This window comes from Microbacterium sp. 05T445, from assembly GCF_056395865.1.
In genome coordinates this window covers 203,472-217,588 of sequence record NZ_JBFTKJ010000002.1, presented here as the reverse complement: position 1 = coordinate 217,588, position 14,117 = coordinate 203,472, and the positions used below count along the sequence as shown (strand labels likewise).

The following is a 14,117-nucleotide window of genomic DNA, read 5'->3' as shown; positions in this document are numbered from 1 at the left end:
TCAGCCCTTGACCGCGCCGCCCATGAGCCCCGCGACGAACTGCCGCTGGAAGACCAGGAACAGCAGCATGAGCGGGAGGGTCGCCAGCAGCGACCCCAGCATGAGGCCGGAGTAGTCGATGCGGGTCATGCCGATCATCGTGTTCAGCGCCACCGGGATCGTGTACCTGTCCTCGGTGTTGAGCATGAGCAGCGGCCAGATGAAGGCGTTCCACTGGCTGATGAAGGTGTAGATGACCAGTGCCGCCAGCTGCGGGCGCGCCACCGGCAGGACGATGCCGTAGAAGGTGCGGAACTCGTTCGCGCCGTCGATGCGGGCCGCCTCGATGAGCGTGTGCGGGAAGTCGAGGAACGCCTGCCGCATGAGGAAGATGCCGAACGCGTTCGCGAGGAACGGCAGGATCACCGCCTGATAGCTGTCGATCCAGCCGACGTTCGCCATCATCTGGAACAGCGGCACGAGCAGCACTTGCATCGGGATCATCATGGTCACCAGGACGACGCCCAGCAGAATCCCTCGCCCGCGGAACCGGTAGGTGGCCAGGCCGTAGCCGCACATCACGCTCACCGCGGCGCTGAAGACCGTGTAGACGATCGCGACGCCCAGGCTGTTCAGCATCACCTGGCCGAAGTTCACCTCCTCCTGGAGGCGCGCGAGGTTCTCCCACAGCTGCCCGCCCGGCAGGATCGGCAGCGGTGTGCCGAACAGGTCCTTCGTCTCGTGCGTCGACGCGATGACCATCCACAGGAACGGCACGATCGCCAGCACGCTCGCCACCACGAGCACCGCATACACGGGCGCGCGCAGCAGGAACCTCCGCCGGCCCGCCAGGTGCGTCTCGCGAGGGATGCCGTCCCTCGGCGCGCGGCCGGTGGTCAGCGTCTGCGTGGTCGCGGTGGCGGTGGTCATGGCTTCTCCCGGAGCACGCGGAACTGGACGACGGCGATGATCGCGGTGAGGGCGACGAGCATCCACGCGATGGCGGACGCGTAGCCGAAGTCGAACTGGCGGAATCCCACCTTGTACAGGTAGAGGACGGGGGTGAGGGTGGCGTCGTTGGGGCCGCCCTCGGTGAGGATGTAGTTCTCGTCGAACAGCTGCAGGGCGCCGATCGTCGAGGTGACGATGGTGAAGATGAGCGCCGGCCGCAGCTGCGGGATGACGATGCGCGTGAAGATCTGCCAGCGGCCGGCACCGTCGATGCGCGCGGCCTCGTGCAGCTCGGCGGGGATCGACTGGAGCCCGGCGAGGATGATGACCATGTTGTAGCCGGTCCATCGCCAGGTCACCGCGGCGATGAGCGCCACGCGTGCCCACCACTCGTTGTTGAGCCAGTCGATCGGGGCGACGCCGACCAGTCCGAGCAACTGGTTGACCGCTCCCCCGTCGGTGGCGAGCATGACCCGGAACACCACGGCGTAGGCGACGAGCGTCGTCACGGCGGGGAGGAAGGTCATCAGGCGGAATCCCGAGCGGAACCGCAGCCAGGTCTGGTTGAGGAGGTAGGCGAGCCCCAGCGCGAGCGCGATCATGAGCGGCACCTGGATCGCCAGGATCAGCAGCGCGTTGCCGAGGCTCTTGGCCACGAGCGGGTCGGCGAACAGCCGGGCGTACTGCTCGAGGCCGACGAACGTCGTGACGCCGCCCGACGTGCTCGTGAGGCTCTGCAGCAGCGAGGTGCCCAGCGGATAGCCGAAGAAGACGAGGAGCAGCACGGCCGCGGGCAGGACGAACCACATCCCGGGGCGCTGGAGGCGGGCGCCGAGGGCCCGCCCCGGCCGACGGCACCCGCCGCCGGCCGGAACGGATGCCGTGGCCATCAGCCCGCGATCTCGCGGCCGGTGGCGGTGGCGATCTGCTGCGCGGCGTCGTCCAGCGCCGCCTGCGGGGCGGCGCCGTTGAGCACCGAGGCGACGACGGCGTTGGCGACGATGTCGCTCGCCTTCGCGTTGTCGGTCGTGAACGTGATCGCGGGGATCTGCGCGGTCTGCTCCGCGAACAGCTGGTACACCTGCTGCCCGCCGAAGTAGTCGCTCGGCTCGGCGAAGAAGGGATCCTCCAGCGCCGGCAGGTACGCCGGGAACAGGCCTTCGCTCTTCATCATCGACAGCTGGCTGCCGGCGTCGGCGAGCGCGAAGTCGACGAATGCGGCCGCGAGCGCCGGGTTCTTCGACTGGGCCGGCACCGCGAGCGCCGAGCCGCCGCTGTTGGTGGTGCGGGCGCCGTCGGCGGTGAAGCCGGGGAGCTCGCGGACGCCGTACGAGCCCGACAGCTCCGGGATCTCGCCGGTGAGGGTGCCGATCCACCACACCGCTTCGACGGTGAAGGCCGAGTCGCCGTCCTTGGCGGAACTCACGCGGCCGTCCCAGCCGTCGACGTTCTTGAGCAGCCCCTTCTCGTTCAGGGTCTGCAGGAAGGTCAGCGCCTCGACCGCCTCTGGCGAGTTCACCGTGATGTCGCCGGCGTCGTCGAACAGCCCTTCTCCCTGCTGCTGGAGGAGCATCTGGAAGAGACCGCCTGTCGACACGTCGGTCGACAGCAGCGTGTGCCCGGTCGTGGCCTTGATCTGCTCGCCCGCCGCGATCAGCTCGTCCCAGGTCTGCGCCTGGTCGGGGTCGACACCGGCCTCGTCGAGGATGTCGGTGCGGTAGTACAGCCCGACCGTGCCGGAGTCCCACGGCGCCATCATGATGCGGCCCTCCGCGTCGGACTGCGCGCTCCACTTGAACGGGTCGAAGTCGGCCTCGTCGTCGCCGATGACCGGGGTCAGGTCGGTGAAGCCCTTCGGGAACTCGTTGATGTACCCGGGCGCCCGGTCGGTCTCGATCGTGACGACGTCGGGCAGGCCGCTGCCGGCCTGGAGGCCGACCGAGATCTTGTCGTACGCATTGTCGTAGCCGACGTCGACGACATTCACGGTGGTGCCGTCGTGCTGCTTCTCGAACTCGCCGGCGAGCCGTTCCAGCGCGGTGGCGCCGACGTCCCACGACCACACGGTGATCTCGCCCTTCAGCTCGGCGTCCGGATCCAGCGTCGGAGCCGCGGCACCGGCGCCGCCTCCGAAAGCGCAGCCGGTGAGCGCGACCGCGGCAAGGGCCGCGGTGGTTCCGGCAAAGGCGAAGCGTCGCTTCATCATGACCTCCTCGTCAGTACTGAATTCTGTATACAGTACACATAACGTCACACGCAACGCGCGAAAGAGAAGAGCGGATGCCGCGGCACGCGGCATCCGCTCTCTCGCGGTCAGGCGGGGGTCAAGCGACGAAGTAGCTGCTCGACGCGTTGTCGAGGATGCGGCGCATGCCGTGGATCCAGTTGTCGCGGAGCGCGGCGATCGCGCCCGGCACATCGCCCTCCGACAGGTGCCGCGCGATCGCCGCGTGCTCGGCGGCGACGCGCTCGACCATGACGTCATCGGGCACGAGGAGCGACTCGTAGCGGTGGAAGGCTCCGCGCACGCTCTCGATGAGCGCGAGCAGCCGTTCGTTGCGGCAGGCCGACAGCATCACGGCATGCCACTCGTCGTCCTTGGAGATGACCAGGGAGTGCTCGACCACCTCCTGGTCGAACTCCGCGGCGAGCGCGCCCAGTCGATCGCCGAGGGTGCGCAGCTCGTCGACGGGACTGAGCTCGAGCGCGAGCCCCTCCAGCGACGCCATGATCGGCGCGAGCTCCTCGAACTCGCTCGCGCTCAGCGGCACGAACCGGAAGCCCTTGCCGTTCTGGCTCTCGATCTGGCCTTCGCTCTCGAGGGCGATGAGCGCTTCGCGCAGCGGCGTTCGGCTGACGCCGAGCTCGGCGGCCAGCTGCACCTCGTTGATGCCTTCGCCGGGGGCCACGTCGCCCGCCCGCATCCGCGCGAGGAGTTCGTCGCGTACCTGCGACCGCAGGTTCTTCCGTTCGATCGCCATCTTCTCGTCCTTCAGGAGCTCGCAGTCAGCCTAGGGCTTGACCGAGGATTTGATTCGCCTTACCCTCGTGTATACAGAATACAGTGCGCAATCGCCGACGGCTAGCCCCGAAACGGACTCCCCCGGCATCCCGGCGCACGATCCGCGCCCCTGCGCAGGCTCCGTTCAGAGAGGAACCCGATGGCCGACCCCACGCCCCGCCCGCTGCGGCTGGACGCGCTCGCCTACGGCGGCGACTACAACCCCGACCAGTGGTCCGAGGACGTATGGGACGAGGACATCCGCCTGATGCTCGAGGCGGGCGTCAACATCGTCAGCCTGCCGATCTTCAGCTGGCCGCAGCTGGAGCCCGAGCCCGGCGTCTATGACTGGGGCTGGCTGGACCGGATCCTCGACAAGCTGTGGGCAGCCGGCATCCGCATCGATCTGGCGACCGCCACCGCGACGCCGCCGTCGTGGCTGCTGCGCGCGCACCCCGAGATGCTGCCGATGGATGCCGAGGGCCACCGCCTCGAGTTCGGCTCACGGCAGGCGTACTGCCCGAGCTCGCCGGTGTGGCGCGAGAACGTGGCGCGCATGGCACGGGCGATGGCCGAACGCTACGGCCGGCATCCCGGCATCGTGCTGTGGCACGTCTCGAACGAGTACGGCGACCACACGTCGCGCTGCTGGTGCCCCGAATCGACCCGGCACTTCCGCCGCTGGCTGCAGGACCGCTACGGCAGCCTGGACGGGCTCAACGAGGCGTGGGGAGTCAACGTGTGGGGCCAGCGTTACACGTCGTGGGACCACGTCGAGACGCCGCGGAAGGCGCCGGGGCCGGTGAACCCGACCCAGTTGCTGGACTTCGAGCGCTTCTCGTCCGACGCGCTCCTGGAGCTCTTCCAGCTCGAGGTCGACGTGCTGCGCGAGGTCACCCCCGACCTCCCCGTCACCACGAACTTCATGAGCATGTTCCGGGATCTGGACTACTGGGACTTCGCAGCAGCCGAGGACATCGTCACCGACGACGCCTACCCCGACCCCGCCGATCCGATCGCCCACGCCGGCGCCGCCCTCAACTACGGCCTGATGCGCTCGCTCAAGGGCGGCCAGCCGTGGCTGCTCCTCGAGTCGTCGGCCAGCGGCACCAGCTGGCGCGACGTCAACGTGCCCAAGGCCCCCGGCAGGATGCGCGTCGACAGCCTGCAGGCGGTCGCCCACGGCTCGGACGCCGTGATGTTCTTCCAGTGGCGCCAGGCCAAGTACGGCCAGGAGAAGTTCCACTCCTCGATGCTCGGCCACCGCGGCGAGGCGTCGCGCACCTACCAGGAGACCAAGGCCCTCGGCCTCGAGCTGAAGCGGCTCGAGCCCGTGCGCGGCACGCGCGTCCGCTCGCGCGTCGCGCTCGTCGTCGACTGGGATTCGTGGTGGGGCTCCAGCGCCGTCGAATCGCTGCCCTCCCAGCGCCTGAACTGGGCGCGGCAGGCGCGCGCATGGCACCGTGCGATGCACCTGCTCGGGCAGCCGGTGGATGCCGTCCGGGCCGCGGGTCCGTTCGACGGCTACGACGTCGTGCTGGTGCCCAACCTCTACATCGCCGATGCCGCGCAGGCGGCGGCCTTGACCGCGTTCGCCGAGGCGGGCGGGCATGTCGTCGTCGGCCCGTTCTCGGGCGTCGTCGACGAGACCGAGAAGGTGCACGACGGCGGCGCGCCCGGCCCGCTGCGGAATCTTCTCGGCATCGAGGTCGACGAGCAGTGGCCGCACGCCGACGGCGCCGCCGAACGCGTGGCGATCTCCGGGTCGACCTACGACAACCCGGCGTGGGCGGAATGGATCGAACCGGATGCCGCCACCGAGGTGCGCGGCGTCTACGCGTCCGGCGAGCTCGACGGACGGCCTGCGGTGACCCGCCGCACCGCCGGCACGGGCTCGGCCTGGTACGTCAGCGCGATGCTCGAGGACGAGGGCCTGGTCGCCGTCTTCACCGAGGTCCTCGGTGGCGCCGGCCTTCCTGCCCGTCGGGAGCGCGACGTCGACTTCGAGGCGGTGACCCGCTCGAGCGACGACACCGACTACACGTTCGCGCTCAATCACGGCCGCACGCCGCTGTCGATCCGCGTGCCCGACGGCGCGCTCGACCTCGTGACCGGCGAGCGGACGGGCAAGACCCTGACCCTCGACCGCTACGGCGTCGCGGTGCTCGCGACGCCGCGCGCCGACCGTCCGCCGTTCCTCACCCTCGCCGCCGACGCCGACGCCGACGCCGTTTCGTCTCGCTCCGCTCGCTCAACGACCGGAGCCCCAGCTCGCTCAACGACCGGAGCCCCCGTGCGCTCAACGACCGGAGCCCCCGTTCGCTCGGCGACCGGAGCCCCCGTTCGCTCAACGACCGGTTCCACCGGTCGTTGAGCGAGGGAGCGCCAGCGACCGAGACGAAACGCCCCGGACTCCCGAGACACCCCTGACCCCCGTGACCGCCCGAACCAGAAAGCAGGATGACGTGACCCAGCCGTTCGTGCATCCCTACATCCCCAACACCGCGCCCGACACCAAGGCCGAGATGCTCGCCACGGTGGGCGCGGCATCCGTCGACGAGTTCTACGCCGACGTGCCCGAGAGCCTGCGCGTGCGCCACGCGCTCGACCTGCCCGAGCCGCTGCCGGCCGAGCAGGACCTCGCGCGTCACGTCCGCGGCATCCTGGGGCGCAACCGCCCCACCGGTCCCGTGCTGAGCTTCCTCGGCGGCGGCACCTACCAGCACTACGTGCCCGCGGTGGTCGACGAGATCATCCGTCGCAGCGAGTTCCTCACCGCCTACGCGGGCGAGCCCTACGAGGACCACGGCCGGTTCCACGCGCTGTTCGAGTACCAGTCGCTGATGGCCGAGCTGCTCGCGATGGACGTCGTGAACGTGCCGACCTACGACGGCTTCCAGGCCACGGCCACGGGCCTCGCCATGGCCGGTCGCCTGACGGGCCGCTCGCGCGTGCTCGTGGCCAGCGACGTGCTCCCCGAGAAGCTGTCGAAGGTCGCCGACTACGTGCGTGCCCACCTCGCCCTGGAGCACGTCGCCACCGTCGACGGGGTCGCCGACGCGACCGAGGTCGTCTCCCGGCTCGGCGACGACGTCGCCGCGGTGTGGATCGAGACCCCGAGCGCGACCGGCGCCCTCGAGACCGCGATGCGGCGGATCGCGGACGCCGCGCACGACGCGGGCGCCGTGCTCGTGGTCGGCACCGACCCGGTGGGCTACGGCGTGCTCACGCCCCCGGCGCTGCAGGGCGCCGACATCGTCACGGGCGACATCCAGTCCCTCGGCCTGCACCAGTGGTTCGGCGGCGCGCACGCCGGCTTCATCGCGGTGCACGACGACCCGCGATTCGTGATGGAGATGCCCTCCCGCCTGTTCGGCCTGGCGACGACGGACGTCCCCGGCGAGTACGGGTTCGGCGACGTCGCCTACGACCGAACGTCGTTCGCGCACCGCGAAGAGGGGAAGGAGTGGGTCGGCACGGCCGCCGCGCTGTGGGGCATCGCCGCCGGCGTCTACCTCGCACTGATGGGCCCGCAGGGCATGGCCGAGCTCGGCGAGCTGCTGCTGGCCCGCACCCGGTACGCGCAGCAGGCGCTGGCCGCCATCCCGGGTGTCTCGCTCGGCGACACCGCCGTGCACCTGCGCGAGTTCACCGTGGCCTTCGCCGGTCGCACGGCCGCCGACGTCGTCGACGCGCTCCGCCGCGACGGCATCGAGCCCGGCATCCCGCTCGCCGACGACACCCTGCTGGTGTGCGTGACCGACGTCACCACCCAGGCCGACATCGACCGTCTCGCCGGCGCGATCGCGCGACTGGGCGTCGAGGCATCCACCGCCGTCTTCGAGGAGCAGAACGCATGAGCCTTCCCGTCGCCCCCAAGCCGAGCCCGCGGCGCTTCCACCAGGCCCGGTGGGACGAGCCGATCGTCTTCGAGCTCACGAGCCCCGGCGAGCGCGGCGTCGTCGTCTCGCCGGTGGAGCCCGCCGTCCGCGCCGCCGTCGGCGACGTCGTCGCCGACCTGCCCGAGGGACTTCGCCGGCAGACGCCGCCCGCCCTCCCCGAGATCGGCCAGATGCGCGTGCTCAAGCACTACCTGCGTCTCTCGCAGGAGACCCTCGGCTCCGATCTCAACGTCGACATCGGCCAGGGCACCTGCACCATCAAGTACTCGCCCAAGATCAACGACCAGCTCATCGAGGTGCCCGAGCTGCGCGATCTGCACCCGGCGCAGAACCCGGCCGACGTGCAGGGCGCGCTGGAGATCACGTGGCGCCTGGAGAACCTCATCGCCGAGCTGTCGGGGATGGATGCCGTCTCCCTGCAGTCGCCGGGAGGCTCCGCGGGCATCTGGACGAACATCGCGATGATCCGCGCCTACCACGCCTCGCGCGGCGAGGCCGCGCAGCGCGACGAGGTCATCACGACGATCTTCAGCCACCCGTCCAACGCCGCGGCGGCGAAGGTCGCGGGCTACAAGGTCATCACGATCTACCCCGACGCCGACGGCTACCCCGACCTCGCCGCACTGAAGGCGGCGCTGTCGGAGCGCACCGCGGCGATCATGGTGACCAATCCCGAGGACACCGGCATCTACAACCCCGCCATCAAGGAGTGGGTGGATGCCGCGCATTCCGTGGGCGCGCTGGCCTCGTACGACCAGGCCAACGCGAGCGGCATCCTGGGCATCACGCGGGCGCGCGACGCCGGCTTCGACGTGTGCCAGTTCAACCTGCACAAGACGTTCTCCGCGCCGCACGGCTGCGGCGGGCCGGGTGCGGCGGCCAACGCGGTCAGCGCCGCACTGGCGCCGTTCCTGCCCGGGCCGCGCATCGAGCGCGACGGCGACGCGTTCGTCGTGAACGAGCCGGGGCCGCTGTCGATCGGCCACGTCGCGCCGGGCTTCGGCGTCGTGCTGCACGTGGTGCGCGCGTACGCCTGGATCATGGCGCTCGGGGCCGAGGGCATCCGCACCGCGTCCGAGATCGCCGTGCTCAACAACAACTACCTGATGCACCATGTCACGCGCATCCCCGGCGCCTCGGCGCCGTACGCGACGGGCCGGCGCCGCATCGAGCAGGTGCGGTACTCGTGGCAGGAGCTCTTCGAGGAGACCGGTGTCTCCAGCGAGGAGATCGGCATCCGCATGGCCGATTTCGGCTTCCACTACTGGACCAGCCACCACCCGTACGTCGTGCCCCAGCCGTTCACGCTCGAGCCGACCGAGTGCTACTCGAAGGCCGAGATCGACGAGTACGTCGCGGCGCTGGCGGAGGTCGCACGGGAGGCCCGCGAACGGCCCGAGGTCGTCCGCACCGCGCCGCACAACCAGACCGTGCACCACACCCACCACGACGACCTCGACGACCCCGAGCGCTGGGCGATCACCTGGCGCGCGTACCGCCGGAAGTACTTCGGCGAAGCCGCCGCGTAGCCCGTCGTGATCGGTCTCGTCGTCAACCCCGTCGCCGGAATCGGCGGGCCCGCAGGGCTCGCCGGTTCCGACGGCGCCGACGTGCAGTCGCTCGCGACCGCGCGCGGCGCGGCGCCGCACTCCGGCGAGCGCGCCGCGATCGCGCTGTCGGCGCTGCCGGCGGGGACGACGGTGCGGACAGCCTCCGGAGCGATGGGAGCGGATGCCGTCCTCGCCGCCGGCCTCACCCCCCGGATCGTCTACACCCCGGAGCGGACCCGGGTCGACTCGCCCACCAGTCCCGCCGACACGACGGCGGCCGTGCGCGCCCTCGTCGCCGCCGGAGCGACGCTGGTGCTGTTCGCGGGCGGCGACGGGACGGCCCGCGACGTCGCGGCCGCGCTCGGCGACGTCGCGGAGGTCGCCGCGCTGGGTATCCCCGCGGGAGTGAAGATGTACTCCCCCGTGTTCGCGGTGAGCCCGCGTGCCGCCGGAGGCCTGGCCGCCGCGTGGCTCGACGGCGCGCTGCCGGTGCAGCCCCGCGAGGTGCTCGACGTCGACGAGGCCGCGCTCCGGCGCGCCCGCGTCGAGCCCCGGCTGTTCGGGGAGCTCCGCGTCCCGTACCGCGCCGGCCGCACGCAGGCGCGCAAGGCCGCCACCCCGGCCTCGGAGCACGCCGCGATCGTCGCGGCGGCGCGAGGGGCGGCATCCGCTCTCCGCCCCGGCGTGCGGTACCTCCTCGGTCCCGGCGGCACGATGGCCGAGCTCGCGCGGGCGCTGGGCGTCGAGAAGACGCCGCTCGGCGTCGACGTCGTCCTCGACGGCCGCATCGTGCGCCGCGGGGCGAGCGAGACGGAGCTGCTCGACGAGATCGCCCATGGCCCGTCGCAGGCGGTCGTCTCGGTGATCGGCGGTCAGGGGTTCCTCCTCGGCCGCGGCAACCAGCAGCTCTCGGCGCGGGTCGTGCGCGCCCTCGGCGACGACCCGCTCGTGGTCGTCGCCCCCGAATCCAAGCTCATCGAGCTGCAGGGCCGGCCCCTGCTGGTCGACACCGGCGATCCGGCGACGGATGCCGCCCTGGCCGGGTTCGTCCGCGTGATCACGGGGCACGCGGCATCCAGTCTCTATCCTGTCCACGCACCCGAACTCACGGAGGAATCCCATGCGTCTTGACGGCAAGAAGGCCATCGTCACCGGCGGAGCAGGCGGCATCGGCCGCGCCACGTCCCTCGCCCTCGCCGCCGAGGGTGCGGCGGTCGCCGTCGTCGATCTCGACGCCGACGCCGCCGAGGCCGTCGCGCAGGAGATCCGGGATGCCGGCGGCACCGCGATGGCGCTGGCGGCCGACGTCTCCAGCGAACCCGACATCGAGCGGGTCGTCGCAGCAGCAGTCGACGCGTTCGGCACCGTGGACGTCGTGTTCAACAACGCCGGCATCATCCGGCGCACCACCGCCGTCGAGACCAGCGTCGAGGAATGGGACCGCGTCTTCGGCGTGAACGTGCGCGCGATCTTCCTCATGTGCAAGCACGTCGTGCCGATCATGGCGGCCGCCGGCGGCGGCTCCATCGTCAACACCGGCTCCGGGTGGGGCCTCAAGGGCGGCGGACGGGCGATCTCGTACTGCGCGTCCAAGGGCGCCGTGGTCAACATGACGCGCGCGCTCGCGATCGACCACGGCCCGCAGGGCATCCGCGTCAACTCCGTCAACCCGGGCGACGTCGACACCGGCATGCTCCGCGAGGAGGCGCGCCAGCTCGCGCAGGACACCGGCTCGTTCCTCGCCGAGGCCGCCGACCGGCCGCTGCAGCGCATGGGCCAGCCGCACGAGATCGCCGCGGCCGTGGTGTGGCTCGCGAGCGACGAGTCGTCGTACGTCACCGGGTCGGCGCTCGTGGTCGACGGCGGCGGCATCGCGTAACGTCCGGGGCGCGCACCGATACTCTTTTCCCGTGCGCCTCGGAGTCCTCGACATCGGTTCGAACACCGTCCACCTGCTGGTCGCCGACGTCCGCCCCGGCGGACGCCCGCTGGCGACCACGAGCCAGCGCACGGTGCTGCGTCTCATGCGCTACCTCGCGCCCGACGGCTCGATCACCGAGGAGGGCGTCACCGCGCTGGTCGGTGCGGTCACCGAGGCCCGCAAGATCGCGGCGGCCGAACGGGTCGACGAGCTCCTGGCGACCGCGACCTCCGCGGTGCGGGAGGCGGCCAACGGACCCGAGGTGATCGCGCTCATCGAGGAGGCCCTCGGCCAACCGCTGCAGGTGCTCGGCGGCGAGACCGAGGCACGGTACACGTTCCTCGCGGTGCGCCGCTGGTTCGGGTGGGCCGCCGGGCAGATCCTGCTCTTCGACATCGGCGGCGGCTCGCTCGAGCTCGCGGCCGGAGCAGACGAGCTGCCTGACGCGGCGGCATCCGTCCCGCTCGGCGCCGGACGCATGACCGTGCAGTTCCTTCCCGACGACCCGCCGGGCGAGGCCGCCGTCGAACAGCTGCGGGCGCACGCGCGCGCCACGCTGGCCCCTGTCGCCGAATCGTTCCGCACATTCGCGCGTCCCGACCACGTCGTCGGCTCGTCCAAGGCGATCCGCTCGCTCGCCAAGCTCGTGGGCTACCCGGTACCCGGCTGGTCGGGGATCGAGCGGATGCTGCTGCCCCGCGCCTCCCTCGGCTCGTGGATCCCGCGCCTCGCGCGCATCCCGGCCTCGGCCCGCCAGGAACTGCCGGGCATCACCCCCGACCGCACGTTCCAGATCGTCGCGGGCGCCGTCGTCCTGCACGAGGCGATGCGCGCGCTCGACGTCGACGAGCTCGAGGTGTCGCCGTGGGCCCTGCGCGAGGGCGTGCTGCTGCGCTACATCGAAGCGCTCAGCTGGAGCGCGCCCGACGCCTGACGCGAGGCGACGGCGCGCACGCTACGCGTCGAGCGCCTCGGTGTACGCCGTGTAGATCCCGTACACCGCGAGACCCGCGAGATGCCAGTCGCGCGGGCCCTCCGGTCCCAGCGCGATGATGCGGGGCGCATCGACGAGCGCAGGGTCGATGCGGCGGTGGTCGCTCATGCCTTCGATCATCGCCACGACGGCCACCGCGAGGTCGCGTTCGGTCACGCCTTCGCGCATCCGCAGCCCGAACGCGGCGTTGAGCCCCTGGTAGATCTCAGCCATCCGGGTCAGGTACCGGTCCTCGATCTCCGACAGCAGCGCGCGGATCTCCTCGCCGCCGGGGACCGCGTCGCCGCTGGAGAGCGCGGCCGACATCGTCCGGTACGCGCGCCAGGCGACGGTGCCCTCGACGGCGGCCATGTTGTGGGTGACGGTGACGCGGATCGCCTCGCGGAGGGCGCCCTGCCGACCTTCCCGGGTGCTGAGGGCATCGGGGTCCGCGGCGACCGCCTCCTCGAGACGACGGAGCGTCTCGTCGTCGAACCCGGTATCGAAGCCGGGATCCGCCTCGAACAGGGCCCGGACGAGGTCGGCGACGAAGGCGACGCGATCCGGCCAGATCCGGAAGACGGTCGAGCGCGGCACGCCGGCGGTGCGGATCAGATCTTCGAGCTCGATGTTCGCGTAATCGAGGAGCAGCCCCTCCGTCTTGACGCGCTCGACGGCGACGGCGAGCAGCAGCGCACGGGTCTGGCCCGCCGGCCGTCGCGATCGTGAGGCGGATTGCTGCACCACTCGATTATCGCCCTCGCCCGGTGCTGTCCGGTGAGCGTCGTCGCTCCCGCAGAAAGTCGCGGTGCCGGGTCCCCAGAACCCGGCACCGACCAGACCACGCACGCCGGCATGGGGCCGTCGTGAGGATCGCGTGCGCGAGCCCCCCGACTCGTGCACGCTTCCAGCCTAAAGACTTGAAGTCTCATATCTCAAACCAGCTGAGGAACGTCAGCGCACCACGGCGGTCGCGGTCGCGAGCCGGGCCAGCACCTCCTGGCTGATCGAGCCCAGCAGGAACCGCGCGAGGGCGCCCCTGCCGTGGGACCCGACCACGCTCAGGCGTGCGGTAGCGGCCAGCTCGTTGATGATCTGCGACGGATACCCGCGCTCGACGCGCCGATCGATCACGAGGTCGGGGTACTGCGTCCGCAGCCCGGCGAGGGCGAGCCCCTGCGCCTCCGCGGTGAGCTTCTCCATGTTCTCCAGGTACTCCACCGGGTAGGCGCCCATGTTGCGCGGCACCTCGAGCGGCGTCCACACCGACACCGCGATCAGCGGCTCGCCCAGCCGATCCGCTTCCGCGGCCGCGAAGGCGACCGCCTTCTCCGACACCGCCGAGCCGTCGATGCCGACGACCACGCCGGAACGCCCGTCGACGTCGAAGTCGGGGACGACGACGACCGGGCAGTGGGCCCCGGCCGCGACCCGGAGGCCGTGCGCTCCGCGCGCGGAGCGGGAGCCCGGTCCCTGGAAGTCGCTTCCGATCACCAGCAGCGCCGCGTCGCCCGACGCCTCCAGCAGCTCGGCCACCGGGTTGCCGCGCTCCACCCGGGCGCGGACGTCGACTCCGAGCGCGCCGGCACGAGATGCGGCCCCCTCGACGAGTTCGCGCGCCGCGTCGAGGGCGGCGTCGAGGACGGCATCCTCCCCCACCGCGCCGACCGCCCCGCCGACGACGGTGAGCAGCTCCAGCGGCTGTCGGCGCTCGACCGCCCGCCGCGCGGCCCAGTCAAGGGCCCGGCGCGAGACCGGCGCATCCGTGATTCCGACGACGATCGCTTCACCCACGATGACTCCTCTCGGATGCCTCCAGGCTAGCCCGGCACGCTCCGGC

12 protein-coding genes are annotated in these 14,117 nt (G+C 71.4%); 6 read left to right on the top strand and 6 right to left on the bottom strand.

From position 1 onward, the window contains the following. From AC1DDU_RS10535 to AC1DDU_RS10520, 4 genes are all read right to left on the bottom strand, one after another. The gene (locus AC1DDU_RS10535; RefSeq protein WP_477433818.1) at nt 1–909 is read right to left on the bottom strand and encodes a carbohydrate ABC transporter permease; all 909 of its coding nucleotides are present in this window, start codon (nt 907–909) and stop codon (nt 1–3) included. Continuing rightward, on the bottom strand, nt 906–1,739 hold the full coding sequence (locus AC1DDU_RS10530) for a carbohydrate ABC transporter permease (protein WP_477433816.1): 834 nt from the start codon (nt 1,737–1,739) through the stop codon (nt 906–908). Before AC1DDU_RS10530 ends, AC1DDU_RS10535 begins: the two co-directional genes overlap by 4 nt. An 80-nt stretch (nt 1,740–1,819) precedes the next feature. Continuing rightward, nucleotides 1,820–3,133, bottom strand: a complete 1,314-nt coding sequence (locus AC1DDU_RS10525) for an ABC transporter substrate-binding protein (RefSeq protein ID WP_477433814.1) — start codon at nt 3,131–3,133, stop codon at nt 1,820–1,822. A gap of 121 nt (nt 3,134–3,254) precedes the next feature. Beyond that, nucleotides 3,255–3,911: a GntR family transcriptional regulator gene (locus AC1DDU_RS10520; RefSeq protein ID WP_477433812.1), complete on the bottom strand. Its 657-nt coding sequence runs from the start codon at nt 3,909–3,911 to the stop codon at nt 3,255–3,257. Nucleotides 3,912–4,091: 180 nt separating this feature from the next. Here AC1DDU_RS10520 and AC1DDU_RS10515 point away from each other — a divergent pair, with 180 nt between their 5' ends. The 6 genes from AC1DDU_RS10515 to AC1DDU_RS10490 all read left to right on the top strand — a co-directional run bounded on the left by AC1DDU_RS10515 (nt 4,092) and on the right by AC1DDU_RS10490 (nt 12,238). Beyond that, a complete protein-coding gene (locus AC1DDU_RS10515) occupies nt 4,092–6,305 on the top strand; it encodes a beta-galactosidase (protein ID WP_477433810.1) in 2,214 nt (737 codons plus the stop codon). Between the two features lie 91 nt (nt 6,306–6,396). Beyond that, complete coding sequence (gene gcvPA / locus AC1DDU_RS10510) at nt 6,397–7,791, top strand: aminomethyl-transferring glycine dehydrogenase subunit GcvPA (RefSeq protein ID WP_477433808.1); 1,395 nt, start codon at nt 6,397–6,399, stop codon at nt 7,789–7,791. Further along, on the top strand, nt 7,788–9,362 hold the full coding sequence (gcvPB, locus tag AC1DDU_RS10505) for an aminomethyl-transferring glycine dehydrogenase subunit GcvPB (RefSeq protein WP_477433806.1): 1,575 nt from the start codon (nt 7,788–7,790) through the stop codon (nt 9,360–9,362). The genes gcvPA and gcvPB overlap by 4 nt, the downstream gene beginning before the upstream one ends. Before the next feature lie 6 nt (nt 9,363–9,368). Beyond that, the gene (locus AC1DDU_RS10500) at nt 9,369–10,514 is read left to right on the top strand and encodes an ATP-NAD kinase family protein (RefSeq protein WP_477433804.1); all 1,146 of its coding nucleotides are present in this window, start codon (nt 9,369–9,371) and stop codon (nt 10,512–10,514) included. Further along, nucleotides 10,504–11,262, top strand: coding sequence for an SDR family NAD(P)-dependent oxidoreductase (locus AC1DDU_RS10495; RefSeq protein WP_477433802.1), 759 nt, complete (start codon nt 10,504–10,506; stop codon nt 11,260–11,262). Before AC1DDU_RS10500 ends, AC1DDU_RS10495 begins: the two co-directional genes overlap by 11 nt. A 31-nt stretch (nt 11,263–11,293) precedes the next feature. Beyond that, nucleotides 11,294–12,238: a Ppx/GppA phosphatase family protein gene (locus AC1DDU_RS10490; RefSeq protein ID WP_477433800.1), complete on the top strand. Its 945-nt coding sequence runs from the start codon at nt 11,294–11,296 to the stop codon at nt 12,236–12,238. Nucleotides 12,239–12,259: 21 nt separating this feature from the next. On the opposite strand, the gene AC1DDU_RS10485 is transcribed toward AC1DDU_RS10490, so the two are convergent. Continuing rightward, nucleotides 12,260–13,021, bottom strand: coding sequence for a hypothetical protein (locus AC1DDU_RS10485; RefSeq protein WP_477433798.1), 762 nt, complete (start codon nt 13,019–13,021; stop codon nt 12,260–12,262). A 210-nt stretch (nt 13,022–13,231) separates the two neighbouring features. After that, nucleotides 13,232–14,071 (bottom strand): universal stress protein, encoded by an 840-nt coding sequence (locus AC1DDU_RS10480; protein ID WP_477433796.1) that lies wholly within the window; start codon nt 14,069–14,071, stop codon nt 13,232–13,234. Between the last annotated feature and the right edge of the window lie 46 nt (nt 14,072–14,117).